The sequence below is a fragment of the [Clostridium] citroniae WAL-17108 genome (genome assembly GCF_000233455.1).
GTDB lineage: Bacteria > Bacillota > Clostridia > Lachnospirales > Lachnospiraceae > Enterocloster > Enterocloster citroniae.
Genome location: NZ_JH376421.1, coordinates 591952 through 614499, shown reverse-complemented (window position 1 = coordinate 614499; position 22548 = coordinate 591952). Strand labels below are relative to the sequence as shown.

Below are 22548 nucleotides of genomic sequence, written 5' to 3'. Positions count from 1 at the left end.
TAGGCCGTCTGTTGTCATGGAATGGATCATGTGGCACAGGCGGCTGTGCTTATTACAAAGTGAGCGAGGTAGATGACTTATGAATATGTTTTTACAGCAGCTGGTCACTGGCATCTCGATCGGCAGTGTTTATGCGTTGTTGGCTGTAGGTTATGCGCTGGTATTCAGCGTATTTAACTTTTCCAACTTTGGTTTCGGACCTGTTATGATGTTGGGGGCCTTTGCAGCCTTTTATGCCATTCCGGCACTGAATCTTCCATTATTTCCATCCATCCTGCTGGCCATGGTGGTGGCAGGCATTGTGTCTTTTATCATGGAACTTACGGTATACCGCCCCATGCGCCAGAAAAAGACGCTGAAGCTGTATCTGATGATTGCCGGACTTGGGATCAATACGTTTGTGCCTAATGCTGCGATCCAGATTTTTGGCGGCGGGGTACACGCCTTTCCATCGGATTGGGCGCGTGTTACCATTCAGATGGGCGGTGTTGCGGTTCCAAGATCCGATATCCTTGCGGCAGTACTGTCCATACTGATGCTGGCAGGACTCTGGATGTTCCTTTACAATACCCGCATGGGGCTGGGAATCAGGGCCAGTTCCTTTGACACCAATACAGCCAGTCTGATGGGCATTAATGTTAACTTTGTGGCAATGATCGTATTCCTTTTGTCCGGTGCTGCCGCTGGCCTTGCCGGCTGTTTCTACGGCATGAAGTACTCCGTATTTCCCAGCATGGGAGCCATTGCAAATAAGGGATTTGTGGCAGCCACCATCGGTGGCCTGGGAAGTCTTACAGGCGCGGTGATCTCCGGCCTGCTGCTGGGATTTTTGGAAACCATGATAGCCGGCTATGTGTCATCCACGTACCGCGATCTGATTGCTTATGCAATGCTGGTCATTGTTTTGATCTTTATGCCCAATGGAATTCTCGGCAAGGGCATGCATGATAAAATTTAGGGGGTGAAGATGTGGGATATATAGAAGGCATTACCATTAGTACATGTATTAACATTGTGTGTGTCTGCGGTCTGGTCATCCTGACCGGCTATACCGGTCTGTTTTCCATGGGACACGCCTGTTTTATGTGCCTGGGAGCATATGCTTCCGCAATTTTGACCAAATATTACAGTGTACCATTTTTAATCGCCCTGCTTGCAGGAGGGGGTGTGGCTGCCCTGTTGAGCCTGGTAATCGGCATACCGACCCTGCGGGGAAAGATGAGTGCGGATTGCTTTGCTATAGCCACCCTGGGATTTGGGGAAGCGGTGAGAATTATTATGAGCAACATATCTCACCCCTATTTTGGCGGAGCCAGGGGAATGTCCGGCATCATGCCTTATACAACCCTGCCATGGGCGGTGGGCCTTGCATTGGTGTCCATTGTGCTGACCATTAATTATGCCCGGTCCCAGCATGGCAGGATCGCGCTGGCCATCAGGGATCATCAGGACGCATCAGAGCTGATCGGCGTTAATATTTTCCATGAAAAGATCAAATCTTTGATGTACAGTGCCTTTTTCTGCGGTGTGGGAGGCGGTATGATGGCCCACTATTATACATACATGGTGCCCAATGTATTTAATGCAACCGTGTCCAATAACCTGCTTACATCCGTTGTCCTGGGAGGAGTCAGCTCAGTTACCGGTCCGTCCCTGGGAACCGCGATCCTGACCTTCACCCCAGAGGTGCTGCGGTTTTTATCCAACTGGCGTCTGGCAATTTATGGCCTGGTGCTGGTTATTATTATGCGCGTGCGCCCTGAGGGCTTGTTGGGGTATAAGGAAATATATCAGCCGCTGGTCCGTCTCATTAAGAAGGCCGTTGGTAAAATGAAGGGAAGCCGGGCTTCCGGTTCAAAGGAGGGGTAAGTTATGGCGCAGTTGGAATTATTAAACCTGTCTGTCCACTTTGGCGGAGTCAAGGCGGTCCAGAATGTATCTATCCGGGTGGAACAGGGAGAGTTCAGGGGCCTGATCGGTCCCAATGGTGCCGGTAAGACAACGGTATTTAACGCTATCACCGGAGTGGTTCAGCCCACGGCAGGGGATGTGTATTTTGAGGGACAGAGGCTGAACGGGATCCGTGCGGATAAGATCGCCCATATGGGGATTGCACGTACATTTCAGAATATACGGATCTATCCAAAGATGACAGCGGCTGAAAATGTAGCCATAGGGCTGGACAGCTATCCATCTTACAATGCGCTTTCAGCCATGCTCCGTCTTCCCCATGTGGTAAAAAGGGACCGTGAGATTAAACGGCTCAGTCTGGAATATCTGGATAAAGTGGGAATCCTGGAATACAAAGACTATGAGGCGGGAGCTCTGCCCTACGGATTGCAGCGAAAACTGGAAATTGCCCGCGCACTGGCCACAAAGCCAAAGCTTCTGTTTTTAGACGAGCCGGCCGCTGGGATGAACACCAATGAGAGCATAGAACTGGTCTCTTTTCTAAAGGACCTGCATCAGAACAATGATGGATTGACCATTGTGCTGATTGAGCATCATCTGGAGGTGGTAATGGAGGTATGCCAGAACATCAATGTGCTTAACTTGGGCACCATGCTTGCATCCGGCACTCCTGATGAGATCCAGAAGAACCCGGATGTGATCAAGGCTTATCTGGGAGAAAGGAGGAAGAGAAATGGAAAATAAGCAGAGTATGGTAAAGGTAGAAAATCTGGAAGTTTTCTATGGAGGCATACAGGCGATCCATGGTATTTCACTGGAGATATTCCAGGGGGAGATGGTTGCCATTATTGGAGCAAATGGAGCGGGAAAGTCCACCCTGCTTAAGACCCTGGCCGGTGATAAGGATTACCGTTCAGGATCCATTGCCTTCCAAGGACAGCCGCTTCCATCCAAGTCCCATCAGTTTGTGGAAAAGGGGATCAGCCTGGTTCCGGAGGGAAGAAAGATATTTGTGAATCTGACAGTGCGTGACAATCTAATGGTAGGAGCATATGCAGTCAGGCAGCGTTCCGTGATTCCTGAGCGTCTGGAGGAGGTCTACAGTCTTTTTCCAAGACTTAAGGAAAGGGAAAAACAGATGGGAGGAACCCTATCAGGGGGAGAGCAGCAAATGCTGGCAGTGGGGCGGGCTATGATGGCGTCCCCTAAACTGATGATGCTGGACGAGCCGTCCCTTGGGCTGGCACCCATTATCATTGATGAGATGTTTGAAAAATTTATACAGATCAACAAGAAATATGGAACCACCATGATCATAGTGGAACAGAACGCCCAGTTAGCCTTGGAGACAGCCCATCGGGGTTATGTCCTGAATGTGGGAAAGATTCAAATGGAAGGGGAAGGGCAGGCGCTGTTGGATGATCCGAGAATCCAGGAAGCATATTTAGGTTTTAAGTAAACTAAGGGTACTATAATAATATAATAGGGAAAGAGGTGTGAAAATGACACTGGACTATCTGATCCACAGCGCGTATGTGGTGACCATGGAAGGTCCTGGAACAGGTGTGATTAATCACGGTGCAGTGGGGATCAAAGACAATAAGATTGCCGCAGTGGGAGAAAGCAGCGTGATACGCAGGCAGTACAGCGCCCACAGGGAGATTGATGCTTCCGGTAAAGCCGTTCTCCCGGGATTTGTAGATGTACATATGCATACGGGAGATACTATTTTCCGCGGCTGTGCACAGGACCTGCCGGGGAAAGACTGGATGTTTAAGGGAATACTGCCGCTTCTTGGTCAGGCAGGAACCGAAGATATCCGCAGAGGTTCCATGGTTAATATCGTAGAGGCTCTTAAAACAGGAACCACTACCTTTGGAGACTTTTATTACCCCATGACAGAGTTGGTGAAGAACCATATTAAACTTGGAACAAGGGCAGTGGTCAGCAGTATGATCAACCAATTGCCCCCGGATACTTCCCAGATCGATGTGACGGTTCCTTATCCTCTGGATCCGTCCATTGGGGAAAAGAAGCTGAGGGATAATATTCAGCTTATAGAGCAATATCATGAGAGCCAGAATGGACGGATCCAATGCCGGTTCGGCCCTCATGCTCCGGATATGTGCACCACGGAGATGCTGGAGGAGATCAAGGCGCTGGGCGATAAGTACGGGGTGAATTTTTTTACCCACCTTTCCCAGAGCCCCAAGGAAAACAACCAGGTTCTGATGCGATCGGGAATGAGGCCCACTGATCTGCTGGAAAAACTGGGATATTTAGATGACCGTCTCCTGGTTGCCCATATGACCTATGCCACGGACGAGGAAGTGGAGCGCGTGGCAAAGTCAGGCGCTGCCTTTGCGTTCTGCTGCAACAGCCTGTGTATTATTGACGGAGAACTGCCTAAGGGACAGAGATTTTCAGCATGTGGAGGACGCGTGGGATTTGGAACGGACCAGGCACCGGGCAATAACTGTAATATTATGTTAAATGAGATGAAGGTGGCATCTCTATTACATAAATTTAAAAATGAAGACCCAACCGTAATGCCGGCCTGGAAGGTGCTGCGCATGGCTACCATTGAAGCTGCCCAGGCGCTTTGCCTTGGAGATCAGGTAGGATCATTAAAGGAAGGAAAGCTGGCGGATCTTATAGTCATTGATTTGAGCGCACCTCAGTTAAATCCAATTATGGAAGCCCCGGTCCGAAATCTCATACCCAACCTGGTTTATGCAGCGCGGGGAAGTGAAGTGGAATCAGTTATGGTTGACGGCAGGTTAGTAGTGGAGGATCATGAACTAAAAACAGCGGATGAAAGGGAGATCATCCGTCAGGCGGCAGAATCAGCTGTGCGGATCCAAACAGAATTGGGAAAAAACACATGGGCCAATGACCTTCCACTTGCCAGATGGACACAGGAAGGCTACTATTAAGCAAAAAAACAGAACCAGGAAAGAGAGGAACAAACATGGCATTTGTAATACCGGAATACCATCATCCGGACTTCAGCCTTCCAAAGTTTATGCAGGCGCCGGATGCGGCATACCAAGCGGTGGATCAGGATGGAGTTGCGCCGGATTATTTCCACAGCACATCTATGTACCCGGAGTATTTTAAGATAAATGGAACGTGGGTGTTGGCAGAGGAGAGCCGTATGGATTCCAGCGTGGTGATCTGTGATGACGGACATCTGGAAGTGGTGGAGAACAGAAACCTGAAAAGGGGTGACAAGGTTATCCTGGGGCGCAGTGAAAATTGTGAGGAAGGAATCTACATGCACTGCAACGGCTTTGCGGCGGAAGGGGAAAAGACAAATGACCAGTTTGTATTCCGCCAGGGGAGAAGCAGGGAGACATCCTATGCAAGGGATTACGACAATTTATTTGAGCTGCTTAAGTATGAGAGGGAACACGGCAATATCCTTTGGGTTATGGGGCCGGCATTTTCCTTTGACCATGATGCACGGGCTGCCATGCAGGCATTGGTGGAACATGGTTATGCCCATGGCCTGATGGCAGGCAATGCCCTGGCTACCCATGATCTGGAAGGGGCACTGCTCCACACGGCACTTGGGCAGGATATTTATACCCAGGTATCACAGCCCAACGGACATTATAACCATCTGGATGTGATCAACAAGGTAAGGCGCAGCGGTTCCATACCGAAATTTATTGAAGACTACCACATTGACAACGGAATTATATTCAGTTGTGTAAAAAATAATGTACCTATTGTACTCACTGGATCCATCAGGGATGACGGTCCCCTTCCGGAGGTCATAGGGGACGCATATGAGGGGCAGGGAGCCATGCGGGGCCTGGTGCGCAGATCCACCTGTGTGGTATGTCTGGCTACCATGCTCCATACCATTGCCACAGGCAATATGACCCCGTCCTTCAGGGTCATGCCGGATGGGACAATACGTCCTGTTTACCTGTATACGGTGGACGCGGATGAATTCGTGGTAAATAAGCTGCTGGACAGGGGAAGTCTGTCTGCAACCACAATCGTCACCAATGTTCAGGATTTTATTTCGATTGTAGCCAAGGGTCTGGGAGTGGTATAATAGGGATAGCATCCTGAAATCATTTCATACAGGAAAAACGCATGCAGGAGGTATAAGATATGGGCAGCAGTAATGGTGACAGACTGGAGATCAGCGAGCTGTTAAAGCTGAAACGATGGAATACGCCAACGATCTACAATGGATGGGAGCAGATTACAAACCATGATATTACCAGACATTTTAACAAAGAAGCGGTGACGGACTTCATGCCTTATATGGGGCCTATGGTAGGATATGCGGTCACTCTGCAGTTTGAGCCTTCCAACAAGGACCATAAGAAGAATGAGACTGCATGGAAAGAATACAGGGAATATGTGGCCGGCATACCGGGTCCCAAGATCGTGGTGCTTCAGGACCTGGATAAGCCTGAGACTTACGGCTCCTTTTGGGGAGAAGTCAGCAGCAATGCCCACCGTGCCCTTGGATGCGTGGGAACCATTACGGACGGTGCGGTCCGGGATGTGGATGAGATGATGAACGCGGGGTTTAAGGCCATTGCCCGGCGCATGTGTGTGGGCCATGCCCACAGTATACCGGTGAGATGGAACTGTGAAGTGGAAGTATTTGGCTGCCCTGTGCTTCCGGGACAATTGATCCATGCAGATAAGCATGGATTCCTGGCCATCCCCAGGGAGGATGAAAGGCGCCTTCTGGAAGCCGCCCGTTTTATGGATGACAATGAATGCAACTATGTCATACCTGCGGGCAGGGACACCGCAGGCAGGACAAAGGAAGAGATCCTGGAAAACATGCTGGAGGCCGGCGGCAGATCCCAGCAGGAGATTGAGGGCAGGTATGGGCGGAAGGGCGAGATGCATTAACATCCCATAAAAGCCCAAGGGACGCGCCTATGCACGTCCCTTGAATTTACTCAGGAAGATGTTTCATATGCCTCAGTTCCCGCACCACGAATGTAACCGCTAATACAGCGGCCATCAGATCCGCCACAGGGGCAGAGAACATGACGCCCTCGATCCCGAAGATCATGGGAAGGGTGACGATCAGGGGCAGAAGGAAGATGATCTGTCTGGTCAGGGAGATGAAGATGCCTTTGGCCGCCTTGCCGATGGATGTAAAAAAGTTGGCTGTAATGGGCTGAAGCCCGTTTATAAATGTAAAAAACAGGAAGATACGGAAGTACTCCTCCGCAAAGTAAAAGTATTCCTCGCTTCCCGAACCAAATATGCTTATGATCTGGCGGGGGATCAGCTGGAAGCACAAAAATGCAAATACGGATATGGCTGTGGCGATGCAGACTGCCTTTAGGTAGGCTTCACGCACACGGCTGTATTTTTTTGCCCCGTAGTTAAAGCTGACAATGGGCTGAAGACCCTGGGACAGACCGATGACCAGGGAAAAGAAGATCATGTTTACTTTGGTAATAATGCCTGCACAGGCCAGGGGGATCTCGCTGCCATAATGAGACTGTGCTCCGTAATGGCGCAGGACATTGTTCATCACGATTTGTACCACCATCATGGCCATCTGGTTAAAGAAGGGGGCCATGCCCAAGGCGGCAATGGCTTTTAAATGGGATGGTATGGGCTTAAGGGAGTGCAGGGACAGGTGCACTGTCTTAAACCGGGTCAGGTAACCGATCACCATGAGACCGGATACAAACTGGCCTATGATGGTTGCCAAAGCGGCTCCGGCCATTCCCATGTTGAATCCAAATATAAACAGGGGATCCAGTATGGTGTTGATCACAGCGCCGGTCAGGGTACACATCATAGAGTACCTGGGGCTTCCGTCCGCCCGGATGAGATTGGAGCCGCCTGTGGACAGGATCAGGAAGGGAAAACCAAGGGATGTGATCCCTGTATAGGTAAGGGAATAGTCCAGCACGTCCGGTGTGGCGCCGAACAGGACCATCATGGGGCTCAGGAACAATCGGACGGCCAGACACAGGATGATACCGATGGCAAAAAGCATGAAGACCGCGTTGCCAGCATACCGCTCAGCCTCCTCCCGGTCCCCCCGCCCCATGGACAGGTTAAAATTGGCGGAGCCGCCGATCCCGCACATCAGTGATACGGCCGTGCAGGTGATGGTAAGGGGAAATGCCACATTGGTGGCTGCATTGCCCAGCATGCCCACACTGCGGCCAATAAAAAACTGGTCCACTATGTTGTAAAGCGCGCTGACCAGCATGGCTATGATGCTTGGAATGGCAAAGCGGGCTAAAAGCGGGTTAATGGGAGTGGAAGCAAGGGGATTCTCCCGGGGCGGCTGGCCGGAATCCCCCCGGAGCAGTTGGCGCGTTGATTCAGAAGCCATTTTGTTACCTCATCTTTCGTGGAAATGAAACAAAGGACTCCCTGTCAGATATCAGGTGACAGGGAGTCACTCGTATAGATAGAAGTATACTACGATTCATGAGAAGGCGTCAAGATGTTATGTTCACCCAATACCGCCAAACACGATTCCCAGAATGAACACAAGCAGGGTCAATCCGCAGAACACATACCTGGCCATAAAGCAAAACCATTTCCCCGGTTCCCGCCTGCGCCCCTTCCTTACCTCACTCTGCACAAAATCCCATCCATATACCCAGAAGAACATAATGCCTGCAAGACCGGCGCCCAGGGGGCAGATATAGATGAACACAAAATCCATCCGGTCAGCCACGATCCCCTGGATACAGATGCCAATGAGAAAAGCCAGGGCCACTATAAGGGATACGGAGATCCGGCGGCTTAAGCCAAACTGCTGTTCCATGGCGGCGATGGGCGCCTCAAACAGGTTAATCATGGAAGAGATCCCGGCAAAAAGCACGGCCACAAAAAATACTATGATCAGGATATTGCTTCCCGGCATGGCCTGGAACAGATTGGGCAGGAAAATGAAAATAAGCCCCGGTCCGCCCTGATTGGCCAGCCCCAAAAGACATTTCACCGATCACCCCGGAAAGCCCGATTACAATAACAAAAAGAAAATATGGAAAAAGAAAGGTTCCTCCTCCAGATAACGCACTGTCTGTCAATGATTTGCCAATATTTTTTATGTTATAAAATCGTAATTTTTTATCCATGTAAAAAATTCTGGGATATCTTACAGAAATTTGGCAAGGTAAAAACCCGCGGTCCAGAGATAATAATAAGGACACGTGTTGTTACGTTCATTATGAAAGGAGTGTTATTATGAATTTATGCGATTGCAGCAAACCTGCACCTGCATCCTGCGGATGCGGGGATAAGCTTCCCGCGCCGGGACCAGGGCTTCAGCTGGGTATAGCTACGGTTCCCATGCAGCCATGGGAGACACCATATGAACCAGCCAAGGCCCTGAAACAGGGAACCATATTCCCAGGCCTGGATCTTCCATTTTTTATAACAGGAGGTGGGACAAATGCCTGACCGCTGCCAGCTTCTCAAACAGATCAATGAAGTAAGTTTTGTGGTAAATGACCTGAACCTGTATCTGGATACCCATCCTCTGGATCCGGAAGCCCTGGATGCATTCAGCCAGGCCATGGCTCAGAGGAGGCAGCTTCTGGATACCTTTGCCAAGGAGTACGAGCCTCTGACATTAAACTGTGTGTGCCCTGAAACAAATAACAAAACGGAAAGCAAGACAAAATACCCAGGCCAGAAACATTTTACCTGGTCCGATGGACCACTTCCCTGGGATAATCAAGGAGGTGCCGTATAATGTGGACTTATGAAAAAAGACTTCAATTTCCTGTTAACATCACTCAGACCTGTCCCAAAACCGCTTCTTTGATCATCAGCCAGTTTGGCGGACCTGACGGAGAACTTGCAGCTTCCATGCGTTATCTTTCCCAGCGATACACCATGCCATGCAAGGAAGTGGGAGGACTTCTCACCGATATCGGAACAGAGGAGCTGGCCCACCTTGAGATGATATGCGCCATCATCTATCAGCTGACCAAGAACCTGACCGCAGAGCAGGCCAAGACAGCGGGATTTGACGCTTACTATATAGACCATACAACTGCCCTTTGGCCCACTGCAGCGGCAGGGGTACCTTTTAATGCCTGCGAATTCCAGTCCAAGGGTGATGCCATCACGGACCTCCATGAAGATTTGGCGGCTGAGCAGAAGGCCAGGACCACTTATGACAACCTGATCCGTGTGATCGAAAATCCGGAAGTACGTGAACCCCTTAAGTTTTTAAGGGCACGTGAGGTGGTCCATTTCCAGCGGTTTGGGGAGGCCCTGGAAAAGATAAAATCCAAACTGGATGAGAAGAACTTCTATTATTTTAATGCGGAGTTTGATAAACAGTTTGTAAAAGAGCAGTAGATTTCCTAAAGTCCAATGATAGGGTATTGATAGGGCATTGACAGGACATCAATAGGGCATCGGGGCAGGTATCGGGGTCTGGCATTATGATCATTGTCTGCCCTATGCTGCCCTGTCCTGATAACCCTGATACCTGTACATATTGAAGATACTTAATTTAATTAGGAGAAATGAATAAAAATATTGTTAAAATAAGGTTTTAACTTAATATAGTTAATAAAACAAATAATTCTCCAAAGTATTTCCTTTTGATGCAGAAAGTGATATGCTCCAATTATATAAATTGCCGGACCGGGGGTTCGGACGCCGGCACACAAGATAACAGGAGGAAGGTAAAGTTATGGCTACCAGGGAGGAATCGGATTCCATAGGATTGATGGAGGTGCCTCAGAAAGCATATTACGGGGTCCAGTCATTGCGGGCAAAGAATAATTTCCACATTACAGGAAGGCCGCTTCATTCGGAGTTTATTAAGAATCTGGCAAGGATCAAGAAGGCGGCTGCATTTACCAATATGACAGCCCATGTGCTGGATGAGCGCACGGGCAATGCCATTGTCCAGGCATGTGACGAGATCATAGGAGGTAAACTCCACCCGCAGTTTATCGTGGATGCCATACAGGGCGGGGCAGGTACATCCGCCAATATGAATGCCAACGAGGTGATCGCCAACCGTGCGATCGAGATCCTTGGCGGCGAGAAAGGAGATTACTCCATCGTGCATCCCAATGACCATGTGAATATGGCGCAATCCACCAATGATGTAATACCCTGTGCGGGCAAGCTCACCATCCTTGGCCTGCTGCCCGGCCTGACCGATGAACTGGATCGGCTTCAGAAAGCCCTTCACCAGAAATCCATTGAATTTGATGATGTGGTAAAGATGGGCAGGACCCAGCTTCAGGACGCGGTGCCCATCCGCCTGGGCCAGTCCTTTGAGGCGTATGCGGCTGTGATCGGAAGGGATATCAGGCGCATACGGGAGCAGATGGACGAACTGAAGTATTTAAACATTGGCGCAACCGCGGTGGGAACAGCCATCAATGTGAATCCCGTGTACCTGTTCCATATCATCCGCAACATCAACCTGGTGTGCGGTACGGACTGCGTCCAGGCGGACGACCTGTTTGACGCGACCCAGAACCTGGACTGTTTTGTACATACCTCATCTGTTCTGCGCATCTGCGCGGTGAACCTGTCCAAGATATGTAATGACCTCAGGCTGTTATCCAGCGGTCCAAGGGCGGGACTTGGGGAGATCAACCTGCCGCCCAAGCAGAACGGTTCTTCCATCATGCCCGGTAAGATCAATCCTGTTATCCCTGAGGTGGTTTCCCAGGTGGCGTTTAATGTAATTGGAAATGATGTTACGGTTACCATGGCGGCAGAGGCCGGACAGATGGAGCTGAATGCATTTGAGCCCGTGATTTTCTATAAGATATTTGAATCCATTGATACCATGAAGGGCGCGGTGGAGACACTGATCGATAACTGTATTCTTGGGATCACTGCCAATAGGGAACACTGCCGTAAGCTGGTGGAGTCCAGCGCAGCCCTTGCAACAGCGCTGTGCCCTGCGCTGGGGTATAAAAAATCAGCGGAAATAGCCAAGCGCTCCATGGAAACGGGGATTCCCGTAAGGAGACTGGTGCTGGAAGAGGGGCTGATGACAGAGGCCCAGCTGGACCAATGTCTGAACCTGAAGGACATGACCCAGCCGGGACATCAGGTGGAGTACCACAAAATGGGCGGGGCGCCCATTCAAAATCATAAAGAATCATAGAAAACAAAACAGAACGGCCAGGCACTGGGGATGCCTGGCCGTTCTTATATTGTATTGTGTATAAAGGGGGATAAAATGTGTGAAAGGGGGAGGGCCCTTTCGGTTTTTGCAACAATTTATTTGCTGTATTTCTCTTGCTTACAGGTGATATTATATGATATTTATATTGCAAAAACCATTGCCATAAGCCAAAGAAATATTGCAAATCGCGCAAAAGCTGATACAATGGAAATATGGATGCCGGAAACACAGGCAGAAACACAGATAGAAACACAGTCAGAAGCACAGGGAGGCCGAATTGTACCAGGAGGAAAGTTTTAAGACAAGCAAGGTGATCTATGCCCATACCCGCAGCAACGAGGCGGATATGGAGTATAAGATGCACTGCCACGGCAGCTATGAGATCTATTATATGATAACGGGAAATGTGGAATACATGGTGGAGGGAAGAACCTATATACCCAGGCCGGGAAGCCTTGTCATAATACCTCCGGGCTGTTTTCACGGGCTGAGGATACTGGATTGTGAGGAGTACCACCGCATACGCCTGCATTTTATGGAGGATCTTCTGGGGGACAGGGAGCGCGGGCTTTTATTAAAGCCGTTTTCCTCAGAATGGCGCTGTTATGAGGAGCAGTTTCAGATGGAGTGGTATTTTCATGCGCTGGAGGAGTGCGGGACCTATGGAAAAGAATTACAGGACATTGCAATCAGCGCACGGGTCCTGTCTGTTTTAACCAGGATTTTTGCAATATATCAGGAAGGGGAGGGAACGGCTGCGGGCCAGGAAGGGCAGGCCAGGGAGATTATACGTTATATCAATGAGCACCTGAGCGGGCCGCTGACCCTGGAAGGGCTGGCCGGAACATTTTTTATGAGTAAAAACCATCTGACGGCCGTGTTTAAGAGGGCCACAGGGACTACGGTGGCCAAATACATCCAATATAAGCGGATGGCGATGGTGCAGGGCTGGCTGGCGGCCGGGGTCCCGGCAGCTGAAGCGGCAGCCAAAGCGGGATTTGGGGATTATTCCAGCTTTTTTAGGGCTTATAAGAAGATGTTCGGATGCGCGCCATCGGACAGAGGCAAGGCTGTGCTGCCTGACATGGATAAAAGCGGGATGTTCTGACCGGGAAATTAAGAAAAAAGTTTGTGGTAACCCCAGGAAGTGATGATATAATAAAAAGCAGGAATACAGTATGGATACAAGGACAATCAATACGATTTGAGGAAAAGTGTATGAGCGACAGAGACTTCAGCAAAAGCTTTGTATTTCACAATATGGAGTGGGTGGATGATATCCTGCATATGTCGGACCTGGGACTGTGGAACATGGTAACGGACCGGGATATGCGGGACGTAAAATTTTATATTGACCAAACCATGGCAAGGCTGCTGGGGTTAAAGGAAAACCTATCCCCGGAAGCCTGTTTTGAGTTCTGGTACAAACGGATCAACAGGGGGAACCATTCCTATGTGAATGAGGCCATGGACCGGATTGCCCGCTCCGGCAAGCTTTGTGAAGTCCAGTACACCTGGAACCACCCTGAATGGGGGGATATCCCGGTACGGTGCGGGGGCAGGACCAGACAGCTTCAGGATGGACGGCTTCTGATCACAGGATATCACCAGAATATGACCAACCTGGACCAGATGAAGAGGTGGTCCCTGAATGTGAGCTGGGAAGAGGTATTTGAATATAACATGACCAGCGGCACGGCATTGACATATACAGACCATAAGATTACATATGGAACAGAAAAACAGATCCAGGATTTTCCCCAGTCCTGGGTGGATACACAGATCGTGCATCCGCAGTTTGGCAAGACATTTTTGCAGGCATTCCATGTCCTGCGAAATGGGGGGGATCATGCCCGCTGTGAGGTAAAGATCAAGAACCGGAAAGGGGAATACAGCTGGTTTGCGGTGGAAATGGAGGTCCTGGCCTACGAGGAGGGAAAACCTGAGATCGTTCTGGGGCGGTTTGAGGATATAACCAGACGTAAGGAACTGGAGAACGCCTATATCAGGCAGGCCAGGGTCAATCAGCTGATCCTTGAAGATGCTTTGGCATACGGCGAGGTGGATCTGACGGATGACAGGGTGAAGCGGCTTCACGGAATCTGGAAGTGCTTATCCGGCTGCGGGGAAGAGTGCCGCTACACCCTCCTGACGGAGCAGTTGACGAAGAAGGCTGTAAAGCCTGAGGAAAGGGAAGCTTTGCAAAGGGCCTTTTGCAGGGAGACGCTGGTGGAAGGGTTTGAAACCGGCAGGGACCGGATTTCCCTGCCTTATATGCGCATGTCTGATGGCGGCAGGATGGGGCTTGTCCGAATGGAAGGGTATTTGTACCTGAGCCCGGATAATGGGCATGTGGGCGGCCTGTTCTGCCTGTGGGATATGGATGGGGCGGGGAGTGAAGCAGCGGGGGAACCTGGGGACGCCGGGGAGAAAAGGGCGGAATCGTCCGGTGAATTTGAGCGTCTGCTGTCGTCTGAGGGAGATCCTGCCTGTCTCATTGATCCGGATACGTATGAGCTTCTTGCGGCAAACCAGGCATACTACACCATGGTCGGCAGGAACGGGGAGGAGTGCAGGAACCGCAAATGTTATGAACTGTTCTGTGGCAGCAGCAGCCCCTGCGCGTTCTGCAACGGCTTTAACTGGGCTTGGGATCACTTTTCCCTTTGGGAGAATCCGGATTCGGTGCGCGGTGTAAAGCGGCTGGTGAAGACACGCTTGGCGGAATGGAAAGGAAAGCCTGCCGTCCTGTCCATTGGGATGGAGCGGTCAGATAAGGCGGATGGCTATTTCCGGGGAATGAGTGACGGAAGCGGCGGTTCAGGGGTGGATGTGGCCAATACGGTGATCAGCTGTATTTACGCCATGGTGGAAGCCAAAACCATGGAAGAATCCCTGCGCCGCCTTATGGATGTGCTGGCGGACCACTATGAAGCAGGCCATATCCAGATATTCCTTCAAAAGGACAATGGCTTTGGCTATGAGTGTGCCTGCAGGAGAGATGAACCTGATCTGCCGCCGGCCAGCCGGGATCTGGAATGCCATCTGGAAGGATGGCTGGACCAGCACCATCAGGGCGGGGTCAGAAGCATAGAAGAGTCCCATGATATCCTGCCGGAATCCTTTGAACTTTATCAGGACATGGAGAGGGAGCAGATCGACAATATGACGGTATTCCCCGTTGTGAGCAAAAAGGGTGAGCTGGGATACATCGTGATGATGGGGTGCAGAAGCCGGCATTCCCTGGAACTGATCAATATGCTGATCTATTTTATTGCCCAGGAGATCAGCCGGAGGCAGGATGCCAGGCAGCTGGAGCACAGCATTTACTATGATTCCCTGACCGGACTTCTTAACAGGAGCAGCTATGACGGGTACCGAAGGACGTATAAGGCGGATGAGGTGGTTTCCATAGGCGTCATCATGGTGGATATCAATGACCTTAAATCCGTCAACGACACCATGGGGACCGAGGCGGGAGATGAACTGATACGGCTGACGGCCCAAATCATTGAGAAGAGATTCAAAGATTGTATCGTATTCCGGCTGAACAGCAATGAGTTTGATATTATCATGGAAAATGTATCCAGGGCCGAGTTTGAGCACAGGTTCGGGGGTCTGATAGGTGAGCTGAATGCAAGGCCGAATTTGTCTATATCCGCGGGAAGGGTGTGGGATGACAGGCAGAAGAATCTGGACTGGGCGGTTAAACAGGCAGGGGAACTGATGCGTATTGACAAGCAGCGGTATTATGAGACAAAGCCTGATCTTTCAGGAAATGGGCGGCTGGAGCTGATCAAGAAGCTGCTGCACAGCATTGACCGAGGAGAGTTTAAGGTAGTTCTTCAGCCGAAACTCTACCTTAAGACCGGCACCTGTGCAGGGGCGGAGGCCCTGGTGCGTTACTTCCACCCGGACAGGGGCATGATCATGCCATCCAGGTTTATCCAGATCCTTGAACGGCAGAATCTGATCAGCTACGTGGACCTGTTTGTGTTTGAGGAATGTTGCCGTCTGTTGGAAAACTGGAAATCTTTGGGGTACAGGGAACAGATCCTCTCCTTTAATTTTTCGCGCATGACCCTTCTCAATGCGGATATTGTATCAAGTGTAAGCTCCATTGCAAAAAAATATGATGTGGAACCGGGAATGCTGGAAGTGGAAGTGACGGAGAGCATCGGGGAGCTTGGGCGCGATATGGTTTACAGGGCCCTGGCGGAGTTAAAGAAAAGAGGATACCGTATTTCCCTGGATGATTTCGGCACTAAATACAGCAATATGGATATCCTGTCGGATGTGGAATTTGATGTCCTGAAGCTGGATAAAAGCCTGGTGGACAAGATCGACAGGGACCGGGTGAGCGGACAGATCGTAAAGCATATCATCTCCATGTGTCATGACATGAAGATACAGACCATTGCAGAGGGCATAGAGGAGGAACTGCAGGCAGCATACCTGAAGAAGTGCAAGTGTATGATCGGTCAGGGATACCTGTATGGGAAACCCATGTCGGTGGAGGAATATGAGAGACAGTTTTTAAGCAAAGGATCTGTGGATCACACAAGCGTGTAAAAGGAAATGAAAAACCGGAAACCTGGAGAAATTCAGGGGTCCGGTTTTTGCATATAGGAAAGACCGGTCCCATCCCATGTCTTCTTGTTATACCTGTTCGTTATGGCCCTTTGCCACACTTGATTGTAATCGATAACATGACCGATGCATTTGAAAAGTTAAATATTGGAAGTAATGAGCCGGTTATTTAAGAAACTGCCTGAATTTAGAGGATAAAAATCTGATATCGGCCAGATATACCAGATCCTGGCCTGGATTTTTGATTTTCTTGTTGTTATCGGTTACATAAAAAACAGGAGGGGGAGGGATTGGCTGATAAAAAAGACAAAATGACGAATAAAATGCACAAAAATAAAAAGATATATGTGTATATAGTGACAAAAATGCGAAAATACTATTGTGTTTTTGGCGAATATGTAATACAATCGCTTTATGAAATTGATTACATAAGGAGAAGGAATGAAAGAAAAGCAGAGTGTAAATGAACGGTTAAATATCCAAGAGATATCCAGATTGGCGAATGTGTCCACGGCAACGGTCTCAAGGGTTTTAAATGGAAGCTCTCATGTATCGGATCATACCAGGGAAAAGGTACTTGATGTGATGCGGAGGACAAATTATACGCCGAATGTATTTGCCCAGAGTTTGAAACGGGACTCCACAAAGACGGTTGGTATCATGTGCCCGGATACCATGGACGTCTACATAACCAGGGCAATCTTTAATGTACAAAGGGAATTGAGCCGGTATAACTATTCATCCCTGTTAAACTGTACAGGATACGAGCTGGAGGATAAGAAAAAGGGAATGAGCCTTCTGCTTCAGAAACGGGTGGACGGGATCGTGCTCATAGGTTCCAGTTTCAATGAGGTGGATGCAGATGATAACAAGTACATCATTGAAGCCGCCGGGCAGGTCCCCATTATCTGGATCAATGGAACACTGGACGCGCCCAATATATACAGTGCTTACTGTGATGACCAGGAAGCGGCTTACCGGGCGGCTAAGCGGCTGTTTAGCACCGGAATGAACGGAAAGCGCACCATTTATCTCTACAACCGGGAATCCTACAGCAACAAGTGTAAGATCAACGGATTCCTGACAGCCATGATCGAGAGCGATCAGCCTGTTTTTGAAAATTCCATTACGCTCTGTCCGCTGGACCGTGTGGACCAGGTTTTGGACAAGCTGATGAAGAATCCGGAGGATCTGTCAAAGATCGGAGCGGTCATGACCTCGGGTGACAGCCTTGCCGTCAGGGTGCTGAGGTATCTGCGGAGGCGCGGGCTCCGGGTTCCGGATCAGATTCAGGTGATTGGATACAGTAATTCGGAGTTAGGCAATTACTGTGTGCCGGAGCTGACCTCCATTGACAGCTGTGTCAACGAACTATCAGGGGAGGCGGTGAAGATGCTTCTAAAGGTGCTGGGGGGAGAGACAGTGGAGGAAAATAAAGTGCTGAAGGCCAGGATCATCCCCAGGGAATCCACCAAAGAATTATACAATGGGATCCAGGATGATACGGTCCAGTAAAGAAGAAGCATAATATGAAGATGAAAGTACAGGGAGGATGGTAATGGGCGGTCTGTGGATCATTGCCGGTTTTGTGGCAGGATTTGTGATGATTATAAAGGGCGGGGATGTCTTTGTGGATGCGGCGCTCTACATTGCACGGAAGATGAAGATACCCACGGCGATCATGGGGGCAACCATCGTCAGCCTGACCACCACATTGCCGGAACTGCTGGTATCCAGCATGGCGGCAGCCACCGGGCACAGTGAAATGGCCATTGGAAATGCCATCGGCTCCATTATCTGCAACACCGGACTGATCCTGGGCTTGTGTCTGATCCTGACAAAGACCGTACATTCGGACCTGTTTGCATTAAAAAAGAGCCTTTTGCTGCTGACCACCATTGTAGTCTACGGACTGTTGGTATGGCTGAACCATGGACTGGGAAAGGTGAGCGCCCTGGTCCTGTACGCGCTGCTGGGCGGTTTTGTGTGGCTGAACCTCATGGAACTGAACGGCGGCCAGGAGGAAGACACAGGCGGGGAGGAACCATTCCAGCTGATGCAGGTGCCAAAATTCATACTGGGAGCGGCATTGATCGTAATAGGAGCCAGGCTGCTGGTGGACAACGGCAGCGCTCTGGCGGTGCTCATGGGAGTACCGGAAAAGGTAATCTCCCTGACACTGATCGCCTTTGGGACATCCCTTCCGGAGCTGGTTACCTCCATTACGGCCATTATTAAGAAGGAGAATGCCCTTTCCCTGGGAAATATCATTGGCGCCAATGTCCTCAATATTACGCTGGTGCTGTCCACGGCCACCATGGTTTCCAGCACAGGCATGCTTCCTCTTATCAGAACGGAAACAGGGCGTTTGGCAGGACAATACCAATTATTTCTTTTGGATATACCGGTGGCCATGGCGGTTTGCATAATCCTGGCGGCCGGGGTGTGGAGGAGGAAGCTGACCAGGGTCCACGGGGTGGTCCTTATGGGAACCTACATCATATACCTGTTAATTCTTTTGTTTACTATGGGGTAATCATATGAAGAGAGAACTGTTTTCTTTGCAGGATAAGGTTGCGCTTATTGCCGGAGGGGCCGGCGATATCGGGGCGGCTTGCGCCAGGGCATATGCGCATTACGGGGCCAGGATCATTATCTTTGACCGGGATCCCGGAAAAATACGGGAACGGCTGGGCGAATGGAAAAAAGAGGGGATCCAGGCGGACAGTTACTGTGGAGACATCACAGACGAAGGGTTTCTGGAATCCATGGTAAAGGAGATTGCCGCAATCTATGGGCGGATCGATATTGCACTGAATAACATTGCGGTGACAAACCGAAAACCAATGTTGGAGTTTACCACCGCGCAGTGGCGGGATGTAATTGATATCAATCTCAATGGCGCTTATTATTTCCTACGGGAGGTGGGGCGCGTGATGTGCGGCCAGGACCATGGGAAGATCATACAGATCCTGTCAACAGGAGCATACCGGTTTGGGGCGAATTTTTCAGCCTATGGAGCCAGTAAGGCAGGGGTATCGGCCCTGGTCAAATGCCTGGCAGTGGAATGGGCTCCACATAACATCCAGGTCAACGGGATCGCTCCCACTGCCACGGAGACGGGCTTTACCAGAGACTACTACAGGGAGTATCCGGAACGGATGGAAGCCACCATTCAGAACCACCCGTACAAACGGCTGGGACAGCCTGAGGATTATGTGGGGGCCGCGGTATATCTGGCTTCGGAAGCCGCGGATTTTGTAAACGGCGAGGTTATCATCATAGATTCCGGTAAGACGGTAAAGTGAGGGGATGTACATTGGGGATGAAAAAACAAATTAAACTTGGTTTCCAAATGGACGGGAGGGATATCCGGCTGGTAAATGGTCTGCTTGGAAAGATCCTGAATCTGGGACAAATCAGCCTCAGCCTGATCTTCTCCCTGGCAATGACAGTAATCCTGGCAATCTCCATGAAGGGCAGTGAAGCAGCAGCTCCGCTTATGATATTCAGCGGACTCATATCGGTCCTGTTTTTAACATTACTGGTATACGCGGCAGCCATCAGGCCCCAATTAATACAGGGGCTTCAGTCACTGGAAGGGCAGAGGGGGTGGGTAACGTTTAGGAACAGGGATATACTGGTGAAGGTGGGGAATTGTCCTGAAGTAACGGTGGGATATAAAGCCCTGCGCGGTCAGTATTGGTGCGGGGAAGACTACATCCTGTATTTTGATGATAAAGTCTTTAAAAACCTGCTGGCCATCCGCATTGACAAGGAAAGCTTTGACGATGTCTATCTGCTGGCAAACGTTCTGCAAGAGCATAAAAAACGGTTCATACAACTGAAAGTAAAGCACAAAAGGGGGAAGGAAGATGAAGGAAAAAATATTGTCCAGAATGAATAAGATTGTGGCCCTGGCGCTCCTGCTGTTTGGAATTGCGGCTTTTTTCACATCGCGTCATGATCTGAAATTTGGTTCATTTGCAAGGCCTCAGGGCGGGTTCGCACCCACCATATTCTCGGTGGGCCTGATCATCTTCTCTGTGATCAATCTGGTGATTGAGCTGTTTAAGGAGAACAAGACGCCTGAGAAGCTGGCGGAGGTGGACTGGAAGAAGTGGCTGTACTACACCCTTCTCTGCGGTGCTTACGTATTCCTGATCAAGAAGATCGGATTTGCGGTGGACACATTCATCTGTCTGGTGATCATGCTGAAGCTGACAGGACAGAAGGGATATGTCAAACCAGTGGTGATTTCGGGAATTTTCAGTGTACTGGTGTGGGCTCTGTTTACATATGCCATGAATGTCCCGCTGCCTGGCGCAGCGTGGTTCTAAAGGGGGGACGGGTATGATTGAGACATTGGGTTTGCTGGGACATGGTTTTTTGGACTGTCTGACACTTATGAATATTTTTTGCGCGGTGATCGGCTGTCTCCTGGGATCGCTGATCGGGGTATTGCCCGGGCTTGGGATTTCCGGAACAGTGGCCATCCTCTTGCCTGTAACCTTTGGTATGCAGCCGCTCAGCGCACTGATCATGATCTCGGGAATCTATTTTGGTTCCCAGTATGGCGGCGCCATCACCTCCATACTGGTCAATATTCCCGGCGAGGCCACCAGCATTGTGACCTGCTTTGACGGGCACCCTCTGGCCAAACAGGGAAAAGGAGGGAAAGCCCTGAGCGTGGCGGCTATCAGTTCCTTTTGCGGCGGAACCATTGGCCTCATCGGCCTGACCTTTGCGGCATCGGCCCTGGCCAGGGTTGCCCTGAGTTTTGGAAAGGTAGAGTTTTTTGCGATTGTGGTGTTCGGACTGGTCCTTCTCACCACCATATCCGGGAAAAACCAGCTGAAAGGCCTGATCGTGGTCTGCCTTGGCGTGATCCTGGGCTGTGTGGGACTGGATGACCTGTATGGGACCCTGCGGTTCACATACGGTGTGGTGGATCTGTACAAGGGTATCAGCTTTGTTACATTTATCATGGGTGTGTATGGGATCACGGAACTGATGAGTGCCATCTGCATACCTGAGAATCAGGGTGAAGTAGCGGATTTTAACCTCAGGGAACAATTTCCCAATAAGAAGGATTTCGGACAGATCTATAAGACCATTGGCAGATGCGGCATCATGGGATTCGGAGTGGGTCTGGTGCCCGGAGCAGGCTCCACCCTTGCCACCTTTTTCGCCTATGGAATGGAGCGCTCCTTGAGCAAGCATCCGGATGCCTTTGGAACCGGACTTTTGGAAGGAGTGGCAGCGCCGGAAGCAGCCAATAACGCTGCAATGTATGCGGGCATGGTTCCCCTTCTGAGTTTAGGCATTCCATTCACCAGTTCCATGGCGCTTTTAATGAGTGCTTTTATCGTACATGGGATCACACCAGGCCCCATGTTTATCTCAGAACATCCGGATCTGTTCTGGGGGCTGATCGCCAGTATGTTCATCGGCAATATCGTGCTGCTGATTATCAACCTGCCGTTGGTAGGGATCTGGGCAAGCCTGCTGAAGGTGGACTTTACCATTTTAATGCCGCTGATCACATTTATCACGTTTGCCGGCGGTTACGCCATTAACAACAGCGTGTTTGATATGGGGGTTATGGTGATCTGCGGTATCTTCGGATTTTTCTTAAGCGCCTGCGGGTATAATATGGCGGCGCTGGCCGTAGGGCTGTTCCTGAGTCCCACGCTGGAAAATTCATTTTTAGGCACCATGACGCTGTATAAAGGCAATTTGCTGGCAGCGCTGATGGACCGTCCTATCGCGGCGGCGATCCTTTCCATTGCCATGATCGCGCTGGTCTACTCAACTGCAAAAAGCCTGATACAGTTTTTCGGGAAACAAAAGGCAGCAAATCAGGGGGAAGCTTAAAACTTGTAAACTATTAGGAGGAGGTAATATTC

At 50.1% G+C, this 22548-nt stretch carries 22 protein-coding genes and 1 pseudogene; 21 read left to right on the top strand and 2 right to left on the bottom strand.

Annotated elements, in window-relative coordinates; translation table 11 throughout:
* Window positions 1-79 precede the first annotated feature (79 nt).
* The 7 genes from HMPREF9469_RS12785 to HMPREF9469_RS12755 are packed head-to-tail and all read left to right on the top strand — an operon-like array spanning window position 80 to window position 6801.
* On the top strand, window positions 80-958 hold the full coding sequence (locus tag HMPREF9469_RS12785) for a branched-chain amino acid ABC transporter permease (RefSeq protein ID WP_007862526.1): 879 nt from the start codon (window positions 80-82) through the stop codon (window positions 956-958).
* Window positions 959-969: 11 nt separating this feature from the next.
* Window positions 970-1869 (top strand): branched-chain amino acid ABC transporter permease, encoded by a 900-nt coding sequence (locus tag HMPREF9469_RS12780; protein WP_007862525.1) that lies wholly within the window; start codon window positions 970-972, stop codon window positions 1867-1869.
* 3 nt (window positions 1870-1872) lie between these two features.
* Complete coding sequence (locus HMPREF9469_RS12775; RefSeq protein WP_007862523.1) at window positions 1873-2655, top strand: ABC transporter ATP-binding protein; 783 nt, start codon at window positions 1873-1875, stop codon at window positions 2653-2655.
* Window positions 2645-3370, top strand: a complete 726-nt coding sequence (locus tag HMPREF9469_RS12770) for an ABC transporter ATP-binding protein (RefSeq protein WP_007862521.1) — start codon at window positions 2645-2647, stop codon at window positions 3368-3370. The genes HMPREF9469_RS12775 and HMPREF9469_RS12770 overlap by 11 nt, the downstream gene beginning before the upstream one ends.
* A gap of 43 nt (window positions 3371-3413) precedes the next feature.
* Window positions 3414-4847 carry an amidohydrolase family protein gene (locus HMPREF9469_RS12765; RefSeq protein WP_007862519.1) on the top strand — a complete coding sequence of 478 codons (1434 nt, stop codon included), beginning with the start codon at window positions 3414-3416 and terminating at the stop codon, window positions 4845-4847.
* Between the two features lie 35 nt (window positions 4848-4882).
* Entirely contained in the window at window positions 4883-5980 is a 1098-nt protein-coding gene (locus tag HMPREF9469_RS12760) for a putative NPN-dependent ornithine cyclodeaminase (RefSeq protein ID WP_007862517.1), read from the top strand.
* Between the two features lie 59 nt (window positions 5981-6039).
* Entirely contained in the window at window positions 6040-6801 is a 762-nt protein-coding gene (locus tag HMPREF9469_RS12755; RefSeq protein WP_007862515.1) for an RraA family protein, read from the top strand.
* A 46-nt stretch (window positions 6802-6847) separates the two neighbouring features.
* Here HMPREF9469_RS12755 and HMPREF9469_RS12750 read toward each other — a convergent pair whose 3' ends face one another.
* Entirely contained in the window at window positions 6848-8257 is a 1410-nt protein-coding gene (locus HMPREF9469_RS12750) for an MATE family efflux transporter (protein ID WP_007862512.1), read from the bottom strand.
* A gap of 123 nt (window positions 8258-8380) precedes the next feature.
* Window positions 8381-8851: pseudogene (locus HMPREF9469_RS12745) on the bottom strand (hypothetical protein); the annotation flags it as partial.
* A 269-nt stretch (window positions 8852-9120) separates the two neighbouring features.
* Here HMPREF9469_RS12745 and HMPREF9469_RS12740 point away from each other — a divergent pair.
* From HMPREF9469_RS12740 to HMPREF9469_RS12680, 14 genes are all read left to right on the top strand, one after another.
* The gene (locus HMPREF9469_RS12740; protein ID WP_007862498.1) at window positions 9121-9336 is read left to right on the top strand and encodes a spore coat associated protein CotJA; all 216 of its coding nucleotides are present in this window, start codon (window positions 9121-9123) and stop codon (window positions 9334-9336) included.
* Complete coding sequence (locus HMPREF9469_RS12735; protein WP_007862494.1) at window positions 9329-9631, top strand: spore coat protein CotJB; 303 nt, start codon at window positions 9329-9331, stop codon at window positions 9629-9631. The genes HMPREF9469_RS12740 and HMPREF9469_RS12735 overlap by 8 nt, the downstream gene beginning before the upstream one ends.
* Window positions 9631-10245, top strand: coding sequence for a manganese catalase family protein (locus HMPREF9469_RS12730; protein ID WP_007862493.1), 615 nt, complete (start codon window positions 9631-9633; stop codon window positions 10243-10245). The genes HMPREF9469_RS12735 and HMPREF9469_RS12730 overlap by 1 nt, the downstream gene beginning before the upstream one ends.
* Before the next feature lie 340 nt (window positions 10246-10585).
* Window positions 10586-12028, top strand: coding sequence for an aspartate ammonia-lyase (locus HMPREF9469_RS12725; protein WP_007862492.1), 1443 nt, complete (start codon window positions 10586-10588; stop codon window positions 12026-12028).
* Between the two features lie 75 nt (window positions 12029-12103).
* Window positions 12104-12349 carry a hypothetical protein gene (locus tag HMPREF9469_RS12720; RefSeq protein ID WP_007862491.1) on the top strand — a complete coding sequence of 82 codons (246 nt, stop codon included), beginning with the start codon at window positions 12104-12106 and terminating at the stop codon, window positions 12347-12349.
* Window positions 12327-13157 (top strand): helix-turn-helix transcriptional regulator, encoded by an 831-nt coding sequence (locus HMPREF9469_RS12715; protein ID WP_007862490.1) that lies wholly within the window; start codon window positions 12327-12329, stop codon window positions 13155-13157. Before HMPREF9469_RS12720 ends, HMPREF9469_RS12715 begins: the two co-directional genes overlap by 23 nt.
* A gap of 110 nt (window positions 13158-13267) precedes the next feature.
* Window positions 13268-16621 (top strand): EAL domain-containing protein, encoded by a 3354-nt coding sequence (locus HMPREF9469_RS12710; protein ID WP_007862489.1) that lies wholly within the window; start codon window positions 13268-13270, stop codon window positions 16619-16621.
* A gap of 308 nt (window positions 16622-16929) precedes the next feature.
* The gene (locus HMPREF9469_RS32015; RefSeq protein ID WP_007862488.1) at window positions 16930-17106 is read left to right on the top strand and encodes a hypothetical protein; all 177 of its coding nucleotides are present in this window, start codon (window positions 16930-16932) and stop codon (window positions 17104-17106) included.
* Window positions 17081-18154, top strand: coding sequence for a LacI family DNA-binding transcriptional regulator (locus HMPREF9469_RS12705; protein WP_007862481.1), 1074 nt, complete (start codon window positions 17081-17083; stop codon window positions 18152-18154). The genes HMPREF9469_RS32015 and HMPREF9469_RS12705 overlap by 26 nt, the downstream gene beginning before the upstream one ends.
* A gap of 43 nt (window positions 18155-18197) precedes the next feature.
* Window positions 18198-19175 carry a calcium/sodium antiporter gene (locus tag HMPREF9469_RS12700; RefSeq protein WP_007862478.1) on the top strand — a complete coding sequence of 326 codons (978 nt, stop codon included), beginning with the start codon at window positions 18198-18200 and terminating at the stop codon, window positions 19173-19175.
* Window positions 19176-19179: 4 nt separating this feature from the next.
* Complete coding sequence (locus HMPREF9469_RS12695; protein WP_007862477.1) at window positions 19180-19947, top strand: SDR family NAD(P)-dependent oxidoreductase; 768 nt, start codon at window positions 19180-19182, stop codon at window positions 19945-19947.
* 17 nt (window positions 19948-19964) lie between these two features.
* Window positions 19965-20546, top strand: coding sequence for a hypothetical protein (locus tag HMPREF9469_RS12690; protein WP_040416070.1), 582 nt, complete (start codon window positions 19965-19967; stop codon window positions 20544-20546).
* The gene (locus tag HMPREF9469_RS12685; RefSeq protein ID WP_007862475.1) at window positions 20515-20979 is read left to right on the top strand and encodes a tripartite tricarboxylate transporter TctB family protein; all 465 of its coding nucleotides are present in this window, start codon (window positions 20515-20517) and stop codon (window positions 20977-20979) included. The genes HMPREF9469_RS12690 and HMPREF9469_RS12685 overlap by 32 nt, the downstream gene beginning before the upstream one ends.
* A gap of 13 nt (window positions 20980-20992) precedes the next feature.
* Window positions 20993-22516 (top strand): tripartite tricarboxylate transporter permease, encoded by a 1524-nt coding sequence (locus HMPREF9469_RS12680; protein ID WP_007862474.1) that lies wholly within the window; start codon window positions 20993-20995, stop codon window positions 22514-22516.
* Window positions 22517-22548: the final 32 nt, after the last annotated feature.